This is a genomic window from Streptomyces sp. NPDC059917, assembly GCF_042730635.1.
In the GTDB taxonomy this organism is placed as follows: domain Bacteria; phylum Actinomycetota; class Actinomycetes; order Streptomycetales; family Streptomycetaceae; genus Streptomyces.
Genome location: NZ_JBHWLC010000021.1, coordinates 51686 through 73317 on the forward strand (window position 1 = coordinate 51686; position 21632 = coordinate 73317).

Annotated in this window: 18 protein-coding genes; 10 read left to right on the forward strand and 8 right to left on the reverse strand. The window is 74.1% G+C overall.

The genetic code is table 11. The features are described from left to right. Positions 1-7: 7 nt before the first annotated feature. A complete protein-coding gene (locus ACFWAR_RS15155; protein WP_385777038.1) occupies positions 8-613 on the reverse strand; it encodes a disulfide bond formation protein DsbA in 606 nt (201 codons plus the stop codon). A 378-nt stretch (positions 614-991) separates the two neighbouring features. On the opposite strand from ACFWAR_RS15155, the gene ACFWAR_RS15160 reads away from it, so the two are divergent. The 6 genes from ACFWAR_RS15160 to ACFWAR_RS15185 are packed head-to-tail and all read left to right on the forward strand — an operon-like array spanning position 992 to position 6460. Continuing rightward, entirely contained in the window at positions 992-2590 is a 1599-nt protein-coding gene (locus tag ACFWAR_RS15160; RefSeq protein ID WP_385777040.1) for an ATP-binding protein, read from the forward strand. Further along, positions 2587-2988 carry a roadblock/LC7 domain-containing protein gene (locus ACFWAR_RS15165; RefSeq protein WP_354381922.1) on the forward strand — a complete coding sequence of 134 codons (402 nt, stop codon included), beginning with the start codon at positions 2587-2589 and terminating at the stop codon, positions 2986-2988. Before ACFWAR_RS15160 ends, ACFWAR_RS15165 begins: the two co-directional genes overlap by 4 nt. Further along, complete coding sequence (locus tag ACFWAR_RS15170; protein ID WP_354381921.1) at positions 2985-3338, forward strand: DUF742 domain-containing protein; 354 nt, start codon at positions 2985-2987, stop codon at positions 3336-3338. The genes ACFWAR_RS15165 and ACFWAR_RS15170 overlap by 4 nt, the downstream gene beginning before the upstream one ends. Continuing rightward, a complete protein-coding gene (locus tag ACFWAR_RS15175; protein ID WP_385777043.1) occupies positions 3319-3993 on the forward strand; it encodes an ATP/GTP-binding protein in 675 nt (224 codons plus the stop codon). Before ACFWAR_RS15170 ends, ACFWAR_RS15175 begins: the two co-directional genes overlap by 20 nt. Then, on the forward strand, positions 3990-5219 hold the full coding sequence (locus tag ACFWAR_RS15180; RefSeq protein ID WP_385777045.1) for a cytochrome P450: 1230 nt from the start codon (positions 3990-3992) through the stop codon (positions 5217-5219). The genes ACFWAR_RS15175 and ACFWAR_RS15180 overlap by 4 nt, the downstream gene beginning before the upstream one ends. After that, on the forward strand, positions 5216-6460 hold the full coding sequence (locus tag ACFWAR_RS15185) for a cytochrome P450 (protein ID WP_385777047.1): 1245 nt from the start codon (positions 5216-5218) through the stop codon (positions 6458-6460). Before ACFWAR_RS15180 ends, ACFWAR_RS15185 begins: the two co-directional genes overlap by 4 nt. 66 nt (positions 6461-6526) lie before the next feature. On the opposite strand, the gene ACFWAR_RS15190 is transcribed toward ACFWAR_RS15185, so the two are convergent. The 3 genes from ACFWAR_RS15190 to ACFWAR_RS15200 are packed head-to-tail and all read right to left on the reverse strand — an operon-like array spanning position 6527 to position 10313. After that, positions 6527-7723 (reverse strand): ATP-grasp domain-containing protein, encoded by a 1197-nt coding sequence (locus ACFWAR_RS15190; RefSeq protein ID WP_385777050.1) that lies wholly within the window; start codon positions 7721-7723, stop codon positions 6527-6529. After that, the gene (locus tag ACFWAR_RS15195) at positions 7720-9027 is read right to left on the reverse strand and encodes an MFS transporter (RefSeq protein ID WP_385777052.1); all 1308 of its coding nucleotides are present in this window, start codon (positions 9025-9027) and stop codon (positions 7720-7722) included. Before ACFWAR_RS15195 ends, ACFWAR_RS15190 begins: the two co-directional genes overlap by 4 nt. Then, the gene (locus ACFWAR_RS15200) at positions 9024-10313 is read right to left on the reverse strand and encodes an ATP-grasp domain-containing protein (RefSeq protein ID WP_385777054.1); all 1290 of its coding nucleotides are present in this window, start codon (positions 10311-10313) and stop codon (positions 9024-9026) included. The genes ACFWAR_RS15195 and ACFWAR_RS15200 overlap by 4 nt, the downstream gene beginning before the upstream one ends. Before the next feature lie 270 nt (positions 10314-10583). Here ACFWAR_RS15200 and ACFWAR_RS15205 point away from each other — a divergent pair, with 270 nt between their 5' ends. Further along, the gene (locus ACFWAR_RS15205; protein ID WP_385777056.1) at positions 10584-10856 is read left to right on the forward strand and encodes a GlsB/YeaQ/YmgE family stress response membrane protein; all 273 of its coding nucleotides are present in this window, start codon (positions 10584-10586) and stop codon (positions 10854-10856) included. Positions 10857-10912: 56 nt separating this feature from the next. On the opposite strand, the gene ACFWAR_RS15210 is transcribed toward ACFWAR_RS15205, so the two are convergent. Together ACFWAR_RS15210 and ACFWAR_RS15215 are read right to left on the reverse strand one after the other, a co-directional pair. Next, positions 10913-11320 (reverse strand): response regulator transcription factor, encoded by a 408-nt coding sequence (locus tag ACFWAR_RS15210; RefSeq protein ID WP_385777058.1) that lies wholly within the window; start codon positions 11318-11320, stop codon positions 10913-10915. Next, positions 11317-11943, reverse strand: coding sequence for a LuxR C-terminal-related transcriptional regulator (locus tag ACFWAR_RS15215; protein WP_385777060.1), 627 nt, complete (start codon positions 11941-11943; stop codon positions 11317-11319). Before ACFWAR_RS15215 ends, ACFWAR_RS15210 begins: the two co-directional genes overlap by 4 nt. A 353-nt stretch (positions 11944-12296) precedes the next feature. Here ACFWAR_RS15215 and ACFWAR_RS15220 point away from each other — a divergent pair, with 353 nt between their 5' ends. From ACFWAR_RS15220 to ACFWAR_RS15230, 3 genes are all read left to right on the forward strand, one after another. After that, positions 12297-15557, forward strand: a complete 3261-nt coding sequence (locus ACFWAR_RS15220) for a type 2 lanthipeptide synthetase LanM family protein (RefSeq protein ID WP_385777062.1) — start codon at positions 12297-12299, stop codon at positions 15555-15557. A 95-nt stretch (positions 15558-15652) separates the two neighbouring features. Then, positions 15653-15865, forward strand: coding sequence for a hypothetical protein (locus tag ACFWAR_RS15225; protein WP_385777064.1), 213 nt, complete (start codon positions 15653-15655; stop codon positions 15863-15865). An 83-nt stretch (positions 15866-15948) separates the two neighbouring features. Continuing rightward, positions 15949-18876: an AAA family ATPase gene (locus ACFWAR_RS15230; RefSeq protein WP_385777066.1), complete on the forward strand. Its 2928-nt coding sequence runs from the start codon at positions 15949-15951 to the stop codon at positions 18874-18876. Positions 18877-18914: 38 nt separating this feature from the next. On the opposite strand, the gene ACFWAR_RS15235 is transcribed toward ACFWAR_RS15230, so the two are convergent. Together ACFWAR_RS15235 and ACFWAR_RS15240 are read right to left on the reverse strand one after the other, a co-directional pair. Beyond that, on the reverse strand, positions 18915-20084 hold the full coding sequence (locus ACFWAR_RS15235) for a hypothetical protein (RefSeq protein WP_385777068.1): 1170 nt from the start codon (positions 20082-20084) through the stop codon (positions 18915-18917). 131 nt (positions 20085-20215) lie between these two features. Next, the gene (locus ACFWAR_RS15240; RefSeq protein ID WP_385777070.1) at positions 20216-21481 is read right to left on the reverse strand and encodes an MFS transporter; all 1266 of its coding nucleotides are present in this window, start codon (positions 21479-21481) and stop codon (positions 20216-20218) included. Positions 21482-21632 lie beyond the last annotated feature (151 nt).

Genomic DNA, 21632 nt, shown 5'->3' on the forward strand with positions numbered 1-21632 from the left:
TGCGGCCTCAGCTGAAGTCGAGGCCGCCGGTCCGGGTGCGCTTGAGTTCGAAGAAGTCGGAGTATCCGGCGAGCAGCCGCACGCCGTCGAAGACCCGTACGGCGTCCTCGCCGCGCGGGATCGAGGTCAGGACGGGTCCGAAGAAGGCGGTGCCGTCGATGTGGATCGTCGGCGTGCCGACCTCCTCGCCGACCGGGTCCATGCCCTCGTGGTGGCTCTTGCGCAGGGCGTCGTCGTATTCGGAGCGCTCGGCGGCCTCGGCCAGCTCCACCGGCAGGCCGACCTCGGCCAGGGCCTCGCGGATCAGCTCGTCCGTGGCCGACCGGTCCTGGTTGTGCAGCCGGGTGCCGAGGGCGGTGTACAGGTCGCGCAGTACGTGTTCGCCGTGCTCCTGGGCGGCGGCGATGCAGACCCGCACGGGGCCCCAGCCGGTCTCCAGCAGCCTGCGGTAGCGCTCGGGCAGGTCTTCCTTGCCCTCGTTGAGCACGGACAGGCTCATGACACGGAAATTGAGGTCCAGGTCGCGCTGCTTCTCCACCTCCAGGATCCAGCGGGAGGTGATCCAGGCGAAGGGGCAGATGGGATCGAAGTAGAAATCAACTTTGTTGGTCACCCGTCCGATCCTAGGAGGCCCATGTCCCGTCCAGAAGGGCCATTCTGATGCCTTGGAAGTGGGCCATTGCCCCGCCGTGAGTCCGCCGTGAGTCCGTCGGGAGGCCGTCTGGGGGAGCGTCGGGGGAGCGTCGGGAGCGTCCGCGGCCCTGATGCCAGGTCACATGATCTTGCTCCGGCGGTCGCGCGAGGGCCTTCGTGGCGGGTGTTGGCACGTGAAAATGAGACGACGAAACGCCTCAAATGGCCACCAAGTGACCGTCCAGCGATCCAATCTTCATCAAGGACTTTCTCAATCGATCAGCAACTCTCCTATAGTTGCCTCTCGTTGCCACAGGAACCCTCTCTTCCATTTCTGCCCGGTTTGAGGCTTTGATTGATGACGGCGTCGCCCTCCCCCTTTCGCCCCTCCGCGCTCGCCCTGCTGCTCACCGCAGCGGTCGGCGGAGCGCTCTGCACGGCGGCGGTGGCCGCGGCCCCGTCGACCGTCCAGACCCCGCTCGCCTGGTTCTCCGTGACCGGCGTCCTGCTGCTCGGGATCGCCGCCTTCGGGCTCACCTGGACGACGCGCACGGCCCAACTGCTGCGTCGGCGCACCGCCGCCCTCGCCGCCGACGTGTCCGCCCGGGACGCCGAGATATCCCGGCTCACCGCCGCGGCGGCCCGTGACGCGGCCGCCCGCACCGCCGAGCGCCGACAACTGGTCGGCGACCACGCCGCCGAGCTGGACCGGCTCGGCCGCGCCGGAGCCGCCGAGGCGGACCGGCTGACGGCCTCCCACCTCAGCGCGCGCCAACACCTCGGCGACGAGCTGCGCCGCGCCGAATCCGGCCGGGCGGCCGCCATGGCCGCCGCCGCCAACGCGGCGGGCCGGATGCAGGCCCTGGCCACCGGCATGCTCGCCGACCTGCGGGAGATGGAGCACCGGCACGCCGACGAGGACGTCCTCGGAGACCTGCTGCACCTCGACCACCGCACCGCCCAGGCGGGCCGCCTCGCCGACTCCATCGCGGTGCTCACCGGCGCCCGTTCGGGCCGCCGCTGGGCCAAGCCGATCGTCATGGAGTCGATCCTGCGCGGCGCGATGGGCCGGATCGGCAGCTACCAGCGGGTGCGGCTGCACTTCACCAGCGACGCGGCCATCGCCGGGCACGCCGCCGAGGGCGTCATGCACGCGCTCGCCGAACTGCTCGACAACGCGGCGAACTTCTCGCCGCCGACCGCCGAGGTCCACGTGTACGTGGAGGAGGTCCCGGCCGGGATCATCATCACCGTCGAGGACAGCGGCCTGGTGATGAGCGAGGTGCAGCTGCGCCGCGCCCAACAGGCCGTGGCCGCCGAATCGCTGGACCTGGCCGGGCTCTCCGGCACCCGCCTCGGCCTGGCCGTGGTCGGCCGCCTCGCCCGCAAGCACGGACTGACCGTGTCCTTCCGCCCGTCGGCGCGCGGTGGCACCGGCGCGCTGATGATGCTCCCCCAGGACCTGATCAGCCGGGGTCCCTCGGTGAACCCCGCCGCCGAGGGCGGTGTCCCCGTCCCCGTGGGCACGGACGACGCCGCCTCCGGCGCCGGACGCCCGGACCCCCGTACCGCCGACCCGGCCGCCGCGACGGCCGAACCCGCGGCGGACCACGGCGCCGCGCGCACCGGCGCCGCGGACGCCGGCGACCCCGCGCGCCCCGCGACCCGTACCGACGCGAGCGCGGTCGGCGGAACGGACGCCGAGGACACCGGCGGGCACCCCGCGCTCGGCGAGAGCGGACTGCCGCAGCGGCGCCGTGGCCGGACGCTGGCCGCCGCCCACCCCGAGGGGGCCGGCGACCCGTCGGCCGGGCGCCAGCCCGCCCCCGCGGACGCCTCCCGCTCCGCCGCCCGCTTCGGCAGCTTCCGCCAGGCCGTGCGCGGCGCCGCGGCCGCGCCGCCCGCAGGGCCCTCGAACTCCCCGCACCCCCCGCACCCGGAAGGCAACACGCGATGACCGGCACCACCACCGACGAGACGCTCGGCTGGCTCCTGGAGAGCCTCCTGGAACGCACCCCCGGCGCCCGCCACGCCCTCGTGCTCTCCCGGGACGGCCTCAAGCTCTGCCGCACCCCGGAGCTCTCCGTCGACCAGGCCGACCAGCTCGCGGCGATCGCGGCCGGGATCCAGAGCCTCTCGCACGGGGCGTCCATCGAGTTCGGCGACGGCAGCGGCGGCGTCCGCTCCGCGATGGCCGAGTTCTACGGCGGGATCCTCTTCATCGTCGAGGCGGGCGAAGGCGCCCACCTGGCGCTGGTCGCGGCGGAGGACGCGGACGCGGGCCTCGTCGGACACAACATGTCGGAACTGGTCGAACAGCTCGGTGAACACCTGATCGCCAGGCCCCGGGGATGAGCCGGAGCAGGCCGGGCCGGGACGATTCCCCGGACCGGCTCTACACCCTCACGGGCGGCCGCAGCCGCTCCGGCTCGGACGCCTTCGACCTCGTGACCCTGGTCGTCGCCGAATGCGATCCGATCGTCGGCATGCAGTCGGAACACGCGGCCATCCTGCGGATGTGCCAGTACCCGACGGCGGTCGTCGAGATCGCCGCGGAGCTGGGCCTGCCGGTCTCCATCGTGCGGATCCTGCTCGCCGACCTGCTCGGCACCGGCAAGATCAGTGCCCGCCACCCGCGTTCGGCGTACCTCCTTCCCGACCCCGACATCCTGGAGCAGGTGCTCGTTGGACTCCGCAATCTCTGATCAGCCCGCTGACCAGCGCGAACCCCGCCCGGCCCGGCAGGCCCTCAGCAGCACCGCGGACAACGGTCTCAAGATCGTCGTGGTGGGCGGCTTCGGCGTCGGCAAGACCACCATGGTCCGTTCGGTCAGCGAGATCCGTCCGCTGAACACCGAGGAGACGATGACGAAGGCGGGCGAGGCGGTCGACGACACCGGCGGCGTCGCCACCAAGACCGCCACCACCGTCGCCTTCGACTTCGGCCGGATCACCCTCGACGCCCACAACGTGCTCTACCTCTTCGGAGCCCCCGGCCAGGAGCGCTTCTGGTTCCTGTGGGACCGGCTGTTCTCCGGCACCCTCGGGGCGGTCGTCCTCGTCGACACCCGGCGGCTCGCCGACTCCTGGTACGCCATCGACAGGCTCGAACACCACGGCACGCCCTTCGTGGTGGCCTGCAACGACTTCGGCGGTCCCGTGCACACCCCGGAACAGATCCGGAGCGCCCTGGACCTGCCGCCGCACGTCCCGCTGGTCTTCTGCGACGCCCGCTCGCGCGAGTCCAGCAAGCAGGTCCTCATCTCCCTCGTCCGGCACGTCCAACACGTCCGCCACGAACGGCACACCCAGCACGCCCAGACGGCCGACCGGCCGACGACCCCGGAGCCCACCCCGTGACCACCCCCGAGCACCGCCCCGTCCCGCTGGGCGGCCCCCGGTTCCAGACCGACCCCGCCGAGCTGTACCGGGAGATGCGCCGCGACCACGGCGCCGTCGCCCCGGTCGTCCTCGACGGCGACGTACCGGCCTGGCTGGTCCTCGGCTACCGCGAACTGCACCAGGTCACCAGCGACCCGGTGCTCTTCTCCCGCGACTCCGACCTGTGGAACCAGTGGGACCGGATCCCCGCCGACTGGCCGCTCCTGCCGATGATCGGCCGCAAGCAACCGTCGATCCTCTACACCGTCGGCGAGCGCCACCGCGAGCGGGCGGCGGTGATCTCCGACGCGCTGGAGGCCATCGATCCCTTCGAACTCAAGGGGCACGCCGAGCGGTTCGCGGACGAGCTGATCGACGGGCTCTGCGGCAAGGGCGAGTGCGACATCGTCGGCGAGTACGCCATGCTGCTGCCGCTGCGCGTCCTCGCCCGCATCTACGGCTTCGCGGACGAGGAGGGGCCGGGCCTCGTCACCGCCATGAACGACATGATCAACGGCCGTGCGGGCGCGCTGGCGGGACAGCAGCACCTCGGCGCCTCCATGTACGCGCTGCTCGCCGCCAAGTCGGCCGAGCCCGGCCCGGACGTCGCCTCGCGGATGCTCGCCAACCGGTCCGGCTTCACCCTGGACGAGGTCGCCCAGGACCTCATGGTCATGATGGCCGCCGGGCACCAGCCCACCGCCGACTGGATCGGCAACTCGCTGCGCCTCATGCTCACCGACGACCGCTTCGCGGCCTCCCTCTCGGGCGGTCGGCACAGCGTCGGCGAGGCCATGAACGAGGTCCTGTGGGAGGACACCCCCACCCAGAACGTGGCGGGCCGCTGGACCTCCCGCGACACCCACCTCGGCGGTCGCCGGATCGCCGCCGGCGACCTCGTCCTGCTGGGGCTGGCCGCCGCCAACTCCGACCCGCACGTGCGCACCGACGCCGGGGCGCTGACCGGCGGCAACAACGCCTTCTTCTCCTTCGGGCACGGCGAACACCGCTGCCCGTTCCCCGCGCAGGAGGTCGCCGAGGTCATCGCGCGGACCGGCATCGAGGTCCTCCTCGACCGGCTCCCCGACGTCGACCTGGCGGTCCCCGCCTCCGCGCTCGCGCGCCGTCCCTCGCCCTGGCTGCGCGGCCTGTCCGAACTGCCCGTGACCTACACCCCGACCCCCGCCCTTGGAGCCACCAGATGACGTGCCCGATCGACCACACCGGCTCCACCGCCATCGCCCTGGACCCCTTCGTGGCCGACCTCGACGCCGAGAGCGCCGCGCTGCGCGCCGCCGGACCGCTGGTCCGCGTCGTCCTGCCCGGCGGGGTGGCCTGCTACGCGGTCACCCACCACGCCGAGGCCCGCAAGCTGCTCACCGACCCCCGCATCGTCAAGGACATCAACGTCTGGGGCGCCTGGCAGCGCGGTGAGATACCCCTGGACTGGCCGCTGATCGGGCTCGTCAACCCCGGCCGCTCCATGCTGACCGTCGACGGCGACGAGCACCGCCGGCTGCGCACCCTGGTCGCGCAGGCGCTGACCGTGCGCCGGGTGGAGACGCTGCGCGCCGGCATCGAAGCGCTGACCACGGACATGCTGGACCGGCTCGCCGAGGTGCCCGCGGGGGAGACCGTGGACCTCAAGGCGCGCTTCGCCTACCCGCTGCCGATGAACGTGATCAGCGCGCTGATGGGCGTGGACGCCGCCGACCACCCCCGGATGAAGGAGCTGTTCGAGAAGTTCTTCTCGACGCAGACCCTGCCCGAGGAGGTCCCGCAGATGATGGCGGACCTCGGCGCGCTGTTCGGCCGGATCGTGGAGTCCAAGCGGGAGAACCCCGGTGACGACCTGACCAGCGCGCTGATCGCCGCCTCCGAGGACGGTGACCGCCTCACCACCGAGGAGATCACCAACACCCTCCAGCTGATGGTCGCGGCCGGCCACGAGACCACCATCAGCCTGATCGTCAACGCGGTCGTCGCCCTGGAGACCCACCCCGAACAGCGCGCCCTCGTGCTGAAGGGCGAGGCGTCCTGGGAGGACGTCATCGAGGAGACCCTGCGCTGGTCGACCCCCACCTCGCACGTCCTGATCCGCTTCGCCGCCGAGGACGTCGAGGTGGGCGACGCGATCCTGGCGAAGGGCGAGGGCCTGGTCGTCTCCTTCGGCGCCATCGGCCGCGACGAGGCCCAGCACGGCGAGAGCGCGGGCTCGTTCGACATCACCCGCACCCCGAACCGGCACATCTCCTTCGGCCACGGCCCGCACGTCTGCCCCGGCGCCGCGCTCTCCCGGCTGGAAGCCGCGGTGGCCCTCCCGGCCCTGTACGCGCGCTTCCCCGAACTGACCCTGGCGGTGGCCCGCGAGGAGCTGCGCAACAAGCCGATCGTCACCCAGAACGACCTGTTCGACCTGCCCGTCACCCTGACCGCGCGCGCCTGACCGACGCGGGACCGGGCCGCCGCACCCCTTCCGTGCGGCGGCCCGGCCCGGCCCGGCACGCCCGTCTCAGTCGGGTCGTACGGTGATCCGCAGCCGTTCCGACAGGAACTTCAGGGCGTCCTCGCGGGCGGCGGGGGAGTCCGCCTTCACCAGGATGTGGCCCAGGCGCTGCGAGGAGGAGGTGAGGGGGCCGACCCGGTCGCCCGCTCCCTTGCGCAGCCCGACCCGGACCACCGCCGGGTGCGCGGCGATCTCCGCGAGGCCGTCGACCCGCGTGATCGTGCCGGGCGCACAGGTGGGGAAGTACGTCGCCGCGTACGCCACCGGGCGGGTGCGCACCAGATCGCCGAGCGGCTCGCCGAGCGCGAGCCGCACCACCGCCTCGTGCAGGTCGAAGCCGTACGTCAGGCTCACCGCCTCGGCCAGGAAGTCCCCGGGGGTGCGGACCGCCACCTCCATCAGGACCGGACCGTCCAGCCCCACCCGGAACTCCAGGTGCACCAGCCCCGTCCGCATCCCGAGCCCCCGCAACACCCCCGCGGTCAGGGCGTCCACCCGCGCCGCCAGCGCCGGATCGGTGAACTCGTACCCGCAGCGGTGCGAGAGCTCCACGAAGTACGGCGGGGCGGTGGTCTCCTTCTCCGTCACGTTGGCGAAGAGCACCTCGCCCTCGTGGACGAGCGCCTCCCAGCTGTACTCCGGCCCCGCCACCGCGGCCTCGACCAGGATCTTCCCCTCGCCGCCGCGCCGTACGACGATCTCCTCGGCCTCGGCGACGCCCGTGACCAGCTCGACGCCCTCGCTGCCGCCCAGGGACAGCGGCTTGACCACCACCGGCAGCCGCTCCAGCATCCACTCCCGGGCCGCGTGCAGGTCCGGAGCCAGCAGGAAGTCGGGCTGCGCCACCCCGTACGCCCCGAAGCCGGTGCGTTGCAGGGCCTTGTTGCGGGAGATCACCGCGGCGTGCAGGGACGGGCCCGGCAGCCCGAGCCGCTCCTGCGCCAGCGCGCCCGCGGTCACGTTGGCCTCCGCGAAGGCGAGCACCCCGTCCGGGGCGCGCTCCGCGAGGGCCGCCGTCACCCCGGCGAACCAGGACTCGTCCAGGGATCCCGTCACCGGGTAGTAGGAGACGCCCTCCTCGGCCGCGCGGCCGCCCATGAGCGCCGCGTTCTCCACCGCGCGGACCCGGTGCCCGAGCCGCCTCGCCGCCTCCACGTACGGACGCCCCATCGTGCCGACGCCGACCACCAGCAGATCCTTCACGCCACTGCCCCTTCGCTCGCTGCCCGCTTCTGTCCCTGCTCCGCCCGTTCCGCCTGCTCGCGTTGCTGTTCCTGCTGTTCCTGCTGTTCCTGCTGGCGCTCCAGCGCCCGGGTCACCGGCGGTACGAGGACCGAGGCCAGGCAGAAGACGAGGCCCAGCGCGGCCCATCCGGCCGCTCCCGTCGCGATCACCACGCCCGTCACCAGCGCCGGACCCACGATCCGCTGCCCCGAGTTGCCGAGGCTGAAGACCGACAGGTAGGTCCCGCGACGGTCCTCCGGCGCGAACGCGTAGCTCAGGTCCCAGCTGCCGACCGCCTGCCACATCTCCCCGAAGGTCAGCGCGACGCACGCGGCCAGCAGCAGCGCCCCGGCCAGGAGCGGCGCGAGCCCGTGCACCGCCGCCAGCGCCGCGCAGCACGCGGCGAGCGCGAAACCGCTCAGCCGCAGGGCGCGGGCCGCCCCGCCGGGCCGCTCCGCACCGCGCGACACCGGCACCTGGAGCGTGATCGACAACGCCGTGTTGACCAGGATCAGCACCGGCACGAAGCCGGCCGGCACTCCCGTGGCCGTCATCGCCCACAGCGGCAGCCCCACCGACAGCAGCGTCGTGTGCAGGTTGAGCACGCCGCCCAGCCCGGCCAGTGAGAGGTAGCGCCAGTCGCGGAAGCCCCGGATCGCCGTCAGCGGCCCCACCTTGCGCTGCGCCGCACTGGAGCGCACCAGCTTCAACCGGCCCAGCATGACCGCCGAGGCGACGAACGCCGCCGCGTTGCCGAGCACGATGCCCCGGTACGCCCACATGCTGTCGGCGGCGAGCAGCGGCGCGGCCAGCAGCGCGCCCACCGAGAAGCCGATGTTGCGCACGGTCCGGACGATCGCCATGGTCCGCGTACGGTCGGACTCCTCGGTCGTGTCGGACGCCACCGCCTGCGTCATCGGCTGCGTCGCCCCCTCCGCGGCGGCGAGGCAGGAGGACACCACCAGGAACCCGACGAAGCCGTGCACGTACGCCAGGGCCACGAACCACACGGCCCGCCACACCTGGAGCGCGATCAGCGTCCGCCGGGCCCCGATCCGGTCGCTGAGCGCGCCGATCGGGACGGTGGCCAGGAAGCCCACGAAGCCGGAGACGGCCAAGCCGGCGCCGATCTGGGCGGGGGACAGGCCCACCGAGCGGATGAAGAAGATCGTGGAGCCCGCGAGGAACAGGCCGGTGCCGATCGCGTTGATCAGCGAGGTCAGGGCGAAGGTCCGGCCGGCCGCCGTGGCGGGCACGTAGTCCGCGAGCGAGATCCGCGTCACCGCGCACCTCCCGCGGGCCCCGCCGTGCGCACCGAGACCAGCGCGGCGGCCTCCTCGGCGTTGCGGGCCGCCGCCGCCGCGTCCGTACCGGTGGCGATGACGTAGCCGGCCCGCTCCCACGAGCTGGTGACGGCGAGGACGACGTCGCCGGGCGCCACCCCGACGTGCACCTCCTCCACCCCGAAGGCGCGCCGGGCGGCCTCGGCGCCCTCCACCGCCGCCACCGGGCCGACGGGCGCGATCAGGAACCGTACGGCCGCGCCCAGGACGGGCGGGCGCTGCGGCGCCGGAGCGCTGCCGTCCAGGACCCCGAGCAGCGCGGACAGGATGTCCGTCCCGTAGGCCAGGTCGATCAGGGCGGTGATCCCGCCGCCGGGCAGCCGGGCCGCGCACTCCACCAGGTGCGGGCGGCCGTCGTCGAGGATCCACTCCGCGTGGAGCACCCCCGAGCGGAAGCCCGTCGCCGACACCAGCACCGCCACCGCGCCGCGCAGCGCGTCGGCCTGCGCCGCCGGCAGCGCGGCGGGCACGGTGTGCCCGGTCTCGACGGGGTGGCGCGAGTCCTGGACCATCTTGGCGGTGATGTTGGTGAAGCCGACGATGCCCTCGTGCACCACCGCCTCGACGCTGACCTCGGGCCCGTACAGGCGCTGTTCCACCAGGTAGCGGGCGGAATCCGGGTAACCGGCGTGCAGGGACGGCTCGTCGGCGGTCGTGGTGTGCGCCCAGGCCGCGGCGCCGTCGTCGTCCGGTCCCAACAGCCGTACGCCGAGACTGGCCTGGCGGCCCGCGGGCTTGAGCACGCACGCCCCGCCGAAGCGGGCGCGGAAGGCGCTCAGGTCCTCGGGGCCGCGGGCCCGCTGCCAGGCGGGCTGGTCCAGGTCCGTACCGTCCACCGCGGCCCGCAGCAGGGCCTTGTCCCGCAGGATCCGCGCGGCCTTCGGGCCCGCGCCGGGCAGCCCCCACGCCTCGGCGAGGGCGGCGGCGGCCACCACGCCGTACTCCACGACCGGAACGACCGCGCGCACGCCCGGGGGCCGGGGCACCGCGGCGACGACCCGCTGCGGGTGCTCCTCGTCCTGGCTGGGCGCGGCGAGCACCGCCGCCACGCAGCGGTGCGCGTCGGCCAGGCCGTCGATGCGGCGCGCGGCGATGACGGCGGGCTCCTCCACGACCAGGACGGAGTTCTCGGGGAGCAGGACGTCCAGTTTGCCGAGCATCACCGGGCTGTACCCCACCAGCACGTGGGTGATGATCGCCGGACCGGACGGATCGGGCAGTGTCATGGAGGCCTCGCTGCGTGACGGAGGGCGCGGGACGGGGAGGGACCGGGGCGGATGCGCCGCACCGTGCCCGGCCTGCCCGACGACTGTGCCTTTCCGGCCACTTGACGGCATAGCCCGCTCAAGGTTCGGGTCCGCGCAGCCCTGGTGACCTCCCCATGCGGACCGACCGGATCCGCGCCGGAGAACCATTTCGGCCCCCGCGGCGTCCTTCCTGGTGAGCGCGCACACCGAGGGTGGGTGCGGGCAGGCAGGGTAGAGGAGTGAGTGGGTATGGGGTTCGTCAGCTGGATCATTCTGGGGCTGCTGGCCGGAGGCATCGCCAAGGTCCTGCTGCCCGGGCGCGACCCGGGGGGCCTGATCGGGACGACCTTGATCGGGGTCGCCGGCGCCTTCATCGGCGGGTGGCTCTCCGCCAAGTTCCTCGACCGGCCCATCCAGAACCAGTTCTTCGACCTGGCCACTTGGGGGGCGGCGATCGCGGGCTCGCTGGTGCTGCTGATCGCCTACCGGATCCTCTTCGGCAACTCGCGCTCCTCCAGGTAGCCGCGCCGGACGCGCGCCGCGGTCGCGGGGCCCCCGCCCCACGGATCCGGCGCGCGTCAGATGAGGCTGTACTGCACCGCGCAGGCCACCGCGTGCGAGCGGTTGCGGGCGTGCAGCCGGGACATCAGCTCGTAGATGACGTTCTTGACGGTGTGCTCCGAGCAGGACAGCGTGCGGGCGATCACCGCGTTGCCGTGGCCCTCCGCCATCAGCGCCAGCACCGAGGTCTGGCGCGCGGTCAGGTGCGGCGCGTCGGCGGCGGTCACGGGCCTGGCGGCGGGCGGCGCGGGATGTCCGCCGAGCAGGCGCAGCAGATCCGGGTACGGCATCTCGACCGTGTCCGGGGCCGGTTCGGGGGCGGGGGCCAGGCCGGTGGTGACCTGGGCCAGCATCCGGCTCAACCGGACCGCTTCGAGGCCCCCTTCGCGGGCCGACGTGCGCGTCGGTGCGGCGACGGGGCTCACAGCATGCCCGCCCGGAGCGCGTAGGCCACGGCATGGGCGCGGTTGCGCAGCCGGAAGCGCTGGGTGATGTCGTGCACGACGGTGGTCACCGTCCGCGGCGAATAGCACAGCCGCTTGGCTATCTCGCTCGTCTCGTGGCCGTCCGCCACCATCCGCAGCACCGACCGCTCCCGGTCGCTGAGCCCGGCCGCGTCCCAGGGCCCGGCCACCTCGTCGGCCGCCGCCCCCCGGGCTCCGGAGTGCTCCAGCAGCAGCTCCAGCAGGTCCGGCGGCAGGGTGCAGTCACCGCGGGACGCGGCCCGTACGGCCCGGGCCAGGCGCACCGGGTCCGCCTCGCGGCGCCGCAGCAGCCCCCGGGCCCCGGCGGCGATCGCGTGCAGGGCGTCGGTGGGCTCCAACTCGCCCGCCACCAGCACCACGTCCGGTCGGGACGGGGTCTCCCGGATGGAGCGCAGTACGTCGAGTTCCGTGCGGCCGACCCGGTCCACGGTCATGACCACGACGCGGGGTTCGCCGCCCGGAGTGCTCAGGGCCACCTCCGGACAGGCGAGCAGGGCGCTCTTGGTGCCGGCTTCGAGCACCGGATCGAGTGCGACGACGTTGACAGGGACGGGTTCTCCCACCGGGTCCTCCGAAAGTCATCCGCCTGCCGGGTGTCGGACCGGCGGAAGGGGTGCTGGTTCCCAGACTGGGGCCCGCCGTCGGGGGCGGCATCGGGCCCCTGCCCCCACATTTGTGAAGGCGGGGCGCCACGAGCGGCGGATCGTGTGAAGGCCGCCGTCCCGGTCCTGCCGGAGGGCGGCGGGGACGGTGCGGCCGAGGTCGGACCGGGGTGCGCGCCGGGTCCCCCGGGAGGGCGCGGGCCGGGGGCGCGGGGCGTGCGCGCCGCATGGGTGGGGGGCGGTGGGGGCCGCCGTTCGGAATATGGGGGACGTGCCCCCATGTGCGCGGCGCGCGGCTCTGCGAGTTTTCTCCTGTGACTGACACCGCCACCGCCGCAGGACCCGAGGTCGGCGGCCTGACCCACTCCTGGTGGGCACAGGCCCTGAACCTGCGGGAGCGGCTCGCCGCACCGGGTGCCCCCGCACCCGCGCGCACCGACGCCCCCCACGCCCGGCCCGCTTCCTGGGCCCTGGGGGACCCCGACGGCTTCGCGGCGCGGCTGGCGAGTCTGGGCGAGACCGAGGACACCGGCAACGCCCTCGCGGCGGAGCTGCCGTGGCGGCTCGCCGCCCGCGCCGAGAAGCCCGCGTGGGCCGGGTACGCCGAGCGGATCGTGGCGCGGGCCCCCGCCGACCGCACGGACGCGGACGCCACGACCGACCCCGCGCCGGGGGCCCGCGGCCCCGAAGCGGCCGACGGCGCCGCGGTGTTCCTCCCCGCGCTGCGCCCCCTGACCGAGGTGGCCTGGGCGGACACGGCCGAGCGGATCGACCTGCCCGCGGCGGAACTGGCCGCGGTCCGCACCGCCTTCGAGGGCTGGCTGGGCGACCGGCTGCTCCGGCAGTGCGCCCGCACCCTGGTCAAGGAGCTGCACGCGGCGCGGAGCGCGGGGCGGCTGGCGGGGGAGACCCCGCGCGAACGCTTCGCCGACTTCCTGGCCCGGCTCGGCACCCGGGAGGGCCTGGCCGCGCTCTTCACCGGCTACCCGGTGCTCGCCCGGATGCTGGCCCGGTCCTGCGCCCAGGCCAGCGACGCCACCGCGGAACTCGTCCGCCGCTACGCCGCCGACCGGGCCGCGATCGTGCGGGGCCTGCTCGGCGGCGCCGACCCCGGACCGCTGGTACGCATCGACCTCGGCCGCGGCGACGTCCACCAGGGCAACCGCTCCGTCGCCCTGCTGCGCTTCGCCGACGGCGCCACCGTCGTGCTCAAGCCCCGCCCGCTCGACCAGCACGCCCTGCTCGACCGGGCCGTCGCCTGGACCAACGCCAAGGTGCCCGGCCTCGGCCTGCGGACCCCGCGCTCGGTGCACCGGCCCGGGTACGGCTGGCTGGAGTTCATCGAGCACGGCTGGTGCACCTCGCCCACCGAGCTCGACCGCTTCTACCGCCGCCAGGGCGCGCTGCTGGCCCTGCTGTACGCGGTGGACGGCGTGGACATGCACTACGAGAACGTCATCGCCTGCGGCGACCAGCCGGTCCTGGTGGACGCCGAGACCCTGCTGCACTCGGGCCTGCCCGCCGCGGTGACCTGCGGATCCGACCCGGCGGCGGCCGCCCTGTCCGCCTCGGTCCACCGCACCTGCCTGCTGCCGAGCCTGCTCATCGGCGAGAACGGCGCCATGGACATCTCCGCCCTCGGCGGTGGCCACGGCGGCTCCTACCCCAGCGACGGCATGAGCTGGGAGGCCGCCGGAACGGACGAGATGCGGGTGCGGCGCGGCCGCGTCGAGACCCCGGCCGGGCAGAACCGGCCCGCCCCGCGGGACCCGGCCGCCGGACACGGCGACCACCGGGCGGCGCTCCTCGAAGGCTTCCGGGCCGGATACGACGCGATCGCCGCGGACCGCGCCGAACTCCTCGGCGAGGACGGCCTGCTGGGCCGCTGGGCCACCAGCCCGGGACGGCTGATCGCCCGCGCCACCCGGCTCTACACGACCCTGCTGGAGGAGTCCACCCATCCCGACGTGCTGCGCGACGCGCTGACCCGGGACGCGCTCTTCGCGGTGCTGTGGGCGGAATCCGAGAACGACCCGGCCCGCCAGCGGCTGATCGAGGACGAGACCGCCGACCTGTGGGAGGGGGACGTACCGCTCTTCTTCCACCACCCCGCGCACACCTCGGTGCGCACCTCGCGGGGCACCTCCATCGAGGGGGTGCTGCCCGCGCCCAGTCTGCGGGCGGCCCTCGACAAGATCGCCGGCATGGGCGAGGTGGACCGGCACGACCAGGAGTGGATCATCGCCGCGACGCTCGCGGTGACCGGCGCCAACCTCAGCGGCGGCGGCCCCCGTTCGGCGCTGGCCGGGCACCTCGCCCCGGCCGTCGTGCCCGACCCCTCCCGGCTGCTGACCGCCGCCTGCGGGATCGCCGACGAGATCGCGGCCCGCGCCGTCCACGGCGACGGCCGGGTCAACTGGCTCGGCCTGGAGCAGGTCGCCGGTGAGCACTGGGCCGTGCTGCCGATGGGCGGCGGCCTGGCCCAGGGCTACTGCGGAGTGGCCCTCTTCCTGGCCCAGCTCGGCGCCCTGACCGGCGCCGGACGCTACACCACGCTCGCCCGACAGGCCGCCGCCCCGCTGCCGGAGCTGCTGGCCACGCTCGCGGCCGACCCCGCGCTCAGCGCCGCCGTGGGTCCGGGCGCGCTGCACGGACTCAGCGGCATCGTCTACACCGTGGCCCGGCTCTCCGCCCTGCTCGACGGCGACACCGACCGCGACACCGACCGCGGCGCCGACGCGGACCCGCTGCGGGCCTGTCTGCCGGACGCGCTCACCGCCCTCGCCCTCGCCGTCGAGGCCGACCCCGACGGCCCGGCCGACCTGGCCGACGGCCTCGCCGGAGCACTGGCCGCCACCGTCGCCGTGCACCGCCTCACCGGGATGCCCGGCGCCGCCGTCCTCGCCGCCGCCTTCGCCGACCGGCTGGTCGCCCGGGCCGCACCGCGCCTCGCCGGCTCCACCGGGCCCGACCCCGCCGCCGCCGGGTTCGCCCGGGGCGACGCGGGCATCGGCTGGGCCCTGCTGCGCTACGCCGCCGCCGAGACCGAGCGGGGACCGGCGGGCACCGCGGCGGTCCGGGCCGAGGAGTACGCCCGTACCGGCGCCGCCCTGCTGCGCCCCGCCCTGGACGCGGCCCTGCGCCACCCCGCCGACCTCGGTTGGCACTCCGGGCTGGCGGGCACCGCGCTCGCCGCCGCCGATGCCTTCGCCCGGGCCGGTCAGCCGGTCCCGGAAGCCGAACTCACCTGGTGCGCGGCCCTGCTGAGCGACCCCGCCGAGGCGGGGGAGTCCACCGAGTCGGCCGAGTTCGGCGACCTCAGCCTGGGCAACGGCACCCTCGGCTCACTGGAACTGCTCAGCGTCCTCGCCGGGCAGGGCCACCCCCGGGCCGCCACCGCCCTCACCCACCGCGCCGGTCAGGTCCTCGGCCGCCTCGAACGCCACGGCCACCGCTGCGGCACCCCCGACCACGTCCCTTCACCCGGACTCCTCACCGGCCTCTCCGGCATCGGATACGCCCTGCTCAGGCTGGGCTTCCCGGAGGCGGTCCCGTCCGTCCTGCTGCTCCACTGACCGGCTCCGGCCGGACCGACCGCACCACAGCACCGACCGCACTGCAGCACCGAGCGCCACCTCCACCTCAGGTTCCGAGAAAGGTACTCACCACCATGCAGGAGTTCCAGGTCAACGCCACCGCCGCCACCACCGACGCGGCCGCCGAGGTCCCCGCCGGGGACCCCGCGGGCGGCATCACCCTGTCGGGCCGCAACAAGGCGTGCGCGCGGGCCCGGGCGCTGGCCGGTCTCGTCCTCACCAGCGGACTCGTGGTCGCGCTCAGCCAGATCGACACCAGCGTCTCGGCGCCCAACGTCACCTGGTAGTGCCCGGTATCCGGATGCCGGTACGTGGAAAAGGCCGACTTTCGGTGCACTGCGGACCGTACGCATGAACTAGATTTGCGCTCATGCGTTCCCGTCCGCGGTACATCATCGGTCGTGACTCTCAACTCTTAGAGATCAAGCACGCGTTGACCGAGGCCAAGGGTGGGCGCGGCGGGGTCGTCTTCCTGGTGGGCGAGGCCGGGATCGGAAAGTCCCGGCTCGCCGCCGAGGCCGTGGGGATGGCCTTCAACGACGGGATGCGGGCGCTGCGGGGCCGGAGCAGCACCACCGGCCCCACGGTGCCTTTCCGGCCATTGACGGAAGCGTTGATGGCGCTGTTCCGCGGCGGCCCGCCCGGCGGACCGTCCCTGGACGACCTGCCGCTCGGCCCGTACCGGCCCGCCCTGGGCCGGATCATCCCGGACTGGAGCAGCGACGCCCAGGACAACAGCTCGATGGTGATCCTCGGCGAGGCCGTGCTGCGGCTGCTCATCGCCACGGGCCGGGAGGACGGCCAGCTCCTCCTGCTGGAGGACCTGCACGACGCCGACCCCGAGACCCTCGCCGTCGTCGAGTACCTCGTGGACAACCTCGAGTACACCAACGTGGTACTTCTGGCCACGATCCGCACCGAGTCCTGCGACGCCCTCGACATGGCCGAATCGGCCCGCCGCCGCGGCGTGGGCACCGTGCTACAACTGGCCCCGCTGACCCGGCCCGAGGTCCGCGCCGTGATCGCCGCGCAGCTGGACACCGAAGCCGAGCTGGTCCCGGAAGCCGCCCTCGCGCGCCTGTGGGACGACAGCGCGGGCAGTCCCTTCCTCGTCGAGGAACTCCTCCAGGGCATGATCGGCAGCGGCGCGCTGGTCCGCGCCGAGGACGGCTGGCGGGTCGTGGGCGACCTGCGCAGCGACGTGTCCACCGCCCTCGCGCGCGGGATCCTGCGGCGCGTCGACCGCCTGGCGCCGCAGGGGCTGACCCTGCTGTCCGCGGCCGCCGTGATCGGCCGCCGCTTCCCGCTGACCGTGCTCCAGCGGATGACCGGCATCGACGACCGCAGTCTGCTCAGCCACCTGCACGCGGGGGTCGCGGCGCAGCTCGTCGTCCACGACGAACCCGCCCCCGACTGGTACGCCTTCCGCCACTCGCTCACCGCCGAGGCGCTGCTGACCCAGCTCACGCCCACCAACCGGGCGGAGATGTCCGGCCGGGCCGCCGACGCGGTCCAGGACCTCTACCCGGAGCTGGAGGGCGAATGGTGCCCGCTCGTCGCGGAGTTGCGCTCCCAGGCCGGTGACGAGGCGGAAGCCGGGCGGCTGTTCACCGTGGCGGGGCTGCGGGCCCTGTCGGCCGGCGCCATCGGTTCGGCCGTCACCCTGCTGGGTCGGGCCGAGCGGCTGCTCGCGGCCAGCGGCGACGCGGCGGGCCGCACGGCGGCCCTGGAGGCCCTGCTGCCCGCGCTCGCGGAAGCCGGCGACTTCGCCCAGGCCTTCGGCTTCGCCGAGAACCTGCACACCCTCGGCGGGAGCGGCCTGAGCGCCGAGCGGCTCGCCGCCCTGCACACCAGGCTGGCCAAGGTGGCCCACACCGCCGGGCGCTGGGAGGACGGCAACCGGCAGATAGCCCAGGCCAGGGCGCTCCTCGGGGTGCACCCGGACGAGCGCAGCACCGCCTCCATCGACGTCACGGCCGCCTACCTCGCCCTCGACACGCCCGGCCCGGACCGCACCCAACTCGCCGAGAAGCTGGCCTACTCGGCGCTCCAGGCCGCCGAGCGGCACGGGCTGCCCACCGTGGTCTGCCAGGCCTGGGAGCTGCTCGCCACGCTGGCCCGCGAGCGGGACTTCGACGAGGCCACGGCCCTACTGGAATCGGCCCTGCACACCGCCGAGCAGCACCAGCTCCCGCTCCAGCGGATGTACGCCCTCACCCGCATCGGCGGGAACAACTGGCTGACCGAGGGCAACACGATCCCCCTGCTCGCGGCCCGCGGCGAAGCCCAGCGGCTCGGCTCCGCCACCATCGTCTACACCATCGACGGGATCATGATCCTCGACGCGGTGCTGCGCGCCGAGTTCGCCGCCGCCGCCCAGGCCTCCGAGGAGTGCCTCGCCGTCGTCCAGCGGCTGCGCCTGGCACCGGCCACCCGCTACGTGCTGATGGCGCGGGCGACCCTCGCCGCGCACCAGGGCGACCGGGCGGACATGGAACGCGCGCTCACGGCCTTCGCCGAGTGGGACGGCAGCGGCTCCCAGGAGGAGCCGCTGACCCGGGGGCTGGCCCGTGCGTTCTGCGCGCTGATGGAGGAGGACCGGTCCGCCGCGGTCCGCGAACTGCACGCCGTGGCCGAGCTGGAGAGCACCAACCCCAGCACGTACTACCTCAGCGGCCGCTACGGCATCGGGCTGCTGCTGGACGTGCTCTCGGGCGAGGCCGGCCGCGGTCCGTTCGAGGAGATCGCGGCCACCGCCCCAGGCCGGATGCGCTGGAACAGACAGTTCGTGCTCTTCGCGGGCGCCGTTCTGGACGGCCGGGAGGGAAGACCCGACCTGGCGGCCGCCGCCGTCAACGAGGCCCTGCGCACCGCGGAGCCGTACGCCACCGCCCTCCACCTGTGCCTGCGGCTCATCGCCGAGGCGGCCCACGCGGACGGCTGGGGGGAGCCCGTCGCCTGGCTGCGCCGCGCCGAACTCCACTTCCACCAGCAGTCCGTCGCCCCCGTCGCGAACGCCTGCCGGGCCGCCCTGCGCCGGATGGGCGCCCCCGTCGCCCAGCGGCGCACCGGCTCGGGCAGCATCCCGGACGTGCTGCGCACCCAGGGGGTCACGGTGCGCGAGTACGAGGTGTTCCGGCTGCTCGCCGAGCGCCTCGGCAACAAGGACATCGCGGACCGCCTGTACATCTCGCCCCGCACGGTGGAGAAGCACATCGCCAGCCTCGGTACCAAGACGGGCCGCTCCAACCGCGCGGCCCTGTGCGCCCTCTCGGCGTCCTTGCGCGACACCACGTGACACAGCACTACCGGCGGTCGGCGCCGACCGCCGCGCGATCAGCGCTCCAGGAGGGCGACCGCTTCGGCGAAGTCGGCGTGCGCGGGCTCGAAGGCGCATGCGGCGACGAGGAACATCGACCGGTCGACGAGGGCGCGGGCGAGGCGTGCGCGGTCGTCCGGGACGCGGCGGGAGAGCGCGACGCCCTCGTCGAAGTACGGCGTCAACCGCTCCTCGAACAAGTAGTGGTGGTCGCCCTGGCGGACGGCCACGCGGACGCTGATCCTGCGCTGGACGTCGACCAGTTCGGGCAGCCGGTGCGCCGCGCGCAGCGCCTCCGCCTCCCTTTCGAGGCCCGCCCGCATGCCGAGGAACCCCTCCCGCACGTCGCGTGACCATCCGTACTCCGCGCCGTAGGGCGGCATCGGGGACTCGGGGCTCGCGGCGGGTTCGGCCGCCCGTCCCGACAGGACGAAGAGCGTCCTCCACCACCCCAGGGCGCGACCCCAGCCCTTCGGCTCGCCCGTGCTCGCCAGCTCCGCCAGGACCCCCAGCGCCTCGCGCCGGGCGGCCGCGGCGCCCGCCCCGTCGCCGACGGCGTCCCGCATCCGGGAGTAATGGACCGACTCCCAGGTGAGCTTGGACAGGGAGGTGAGCTGTTCGGCCGCCTTGCGCCGGGTCTCCTCCAGGACTTCGCGGAAGACGGTCGACGCGGCGTCGTGCCGCCCGGCGCCCTCCAGGTTCGCCGCCCACTGCACCCGGTTCCAGAACACGTTGTCCGAGTCCTCGTTCCGGGCGGCCGCCTCGTCGAGTTCCGCCGCCCGCGCGAAGTCCCCCTCCTCGGCCAGGGCGATCGTCAAGGGCGTGCTCAGGCCCGCCGCGGCGAGCTCCTCGCAGACCGCACGCCCCTCCGTCCTGCGCCCGACGGCGAGCAACGAGAAGCGGTGGGCGTCCAGGGCCCGGAGCAACCGCTCGGCCCGCTTCGGCTCACCGACCTCGATCCCGCGGGCGACCCGCGAGGCCTCGGCGGTCAGCTCGACGTCCCTCTCCGGACTTTTGCTCTGGTAGCGGAGTGAGAGCAGGGCGTCCACCAGCTTCGGCGCGTAGGCCTTCGGATTCACCTCGACCAGAACCCGGTACGCGTCGACCTGGTCCCTCGCGCTCGGCCGGCCGGACCCCAACAGCAGCATGCGGGCCCGAAGCACCGCATCGTGATCGATCGTCACCATTCCCCCTGTCTCCGGATGACGCAAGAAGGAGATTCTGTGCCGCGGGGAACGGATCGGACAAGCGGTGCGAACTGTGCTTTCCGTCCTACGAAAACCGGCTCTGACCTGTCATGATGGACGTGCCGTCACCCTCAGCGCATCCCGCGCACCGCCTTGGAGCTGAGCACCCCGAGGGCCGTCAGGGCGAGGACCCCGGCCGATACCGCGAACATCGGGCCGCTGCCGTGACGGGCCAGGGCCCCGCACAGGATCAGCGAGAGCGGCGCCATGGCGTAGCCCAGGACCATGTCCAGGGAGATCACGCGGCTGAGCACCGAGGGATCGATGGTGCGCTGGATCCAGCTGAGGCCGAAGACGCCCTGGAAGCCGATGCCGAAGCCCATCGCGAGTACGGTCACGAACGCGGCCACGACGCTGTCCACCAGCCCCAGCACCCCCATGCCCACCGCGAGCCACCCGGCCAGCGCGGCGATCAGCAGACCCACCCGGGGGAGGCTGTTCAGCGAACCGCCGACCAGGGTGCCCAGCATCGCCCCGCCCGCCAGTGCGCCGTTGAGCAGGCCCAGGGTGGTGGAACCGCCGTGCAGGTCCAGCTTGGCGAGCGTGGCGAAGCCGACCGTGAAGGTACCGGCGTAACAGAAGGTCATGGCCGTGTCGACGACCAGGATGGAGCGGATCCGCGGGTCCTCCAGGGCGTAGCGCAGCCCCGCCCGCATCCGGGTGAGCAGGGAGTCCCCGGCCTCCTTCGCCGTGCTCGCCGGAGCGTCGTCCCCGGCCTCCTCCGGTCCGCGGGGAAGGGGGCGGATCCGGGAGACGCACAGGCCGCACAGCGCGAAGCACACGGCGTCCACGAGGAAGGCGACGGGGGCGTCCGAGAGGGCCACCACCATGCCGCCGACGGCCGGGCCGAGGATGGCGGACACCTTGGTGCCGACCGCCAGCAGGGCGTTGGCCGGGGCCAGCATCTCCTTGTCCACCACGGTGGGCAGGATCGAGGCCCGGGCCGGTTGGAAGAAGGCGTCGACGGCGCCGAAGGCGGCGGCGGCCCCGCACAGGATCGCCACCGTCAACGAGCCGGTCATCCCGATCAGCCCGACGCCGGCCATCAGCACCGCCCGGGCCCAACTGGAGAGCGTCATCAGGGTCCGCGAGGACCACTTGTCGCTGAGCGAACCGCCGACCAGGGTCAGCAGGGCCCGCGGCACCGCCTGGAAGGCGAGGACGTAGCCGAGGGCCAGGGTGGAGTCGGTCAGGCTCAGCGTGATCCAGGAGAAGGCGATGTAGCTGAAGCCGTCCCCGAGCAGGGACAGGGACTGCCCCAGCCACAGCAGCCGGAACGAGGGAAGTTTGGCGGGGGCGCGCAGGCGGGTGCCCGCGCTCGCCAGGGTGGAGGCCATGATCGGACCCTTCGTCGGGCCGCCGGGGGCGGCCGGGGCGTGCGGGAGGGGCGGGCGGGGGCCGGGCCCCCCCCCCCCGGGGGACGAACCGCCGGGGTGGGGCCGGAGGGGGCGGGTGTTGGAGGGAGGGAGCCACGAGGTGCCGGAGGGG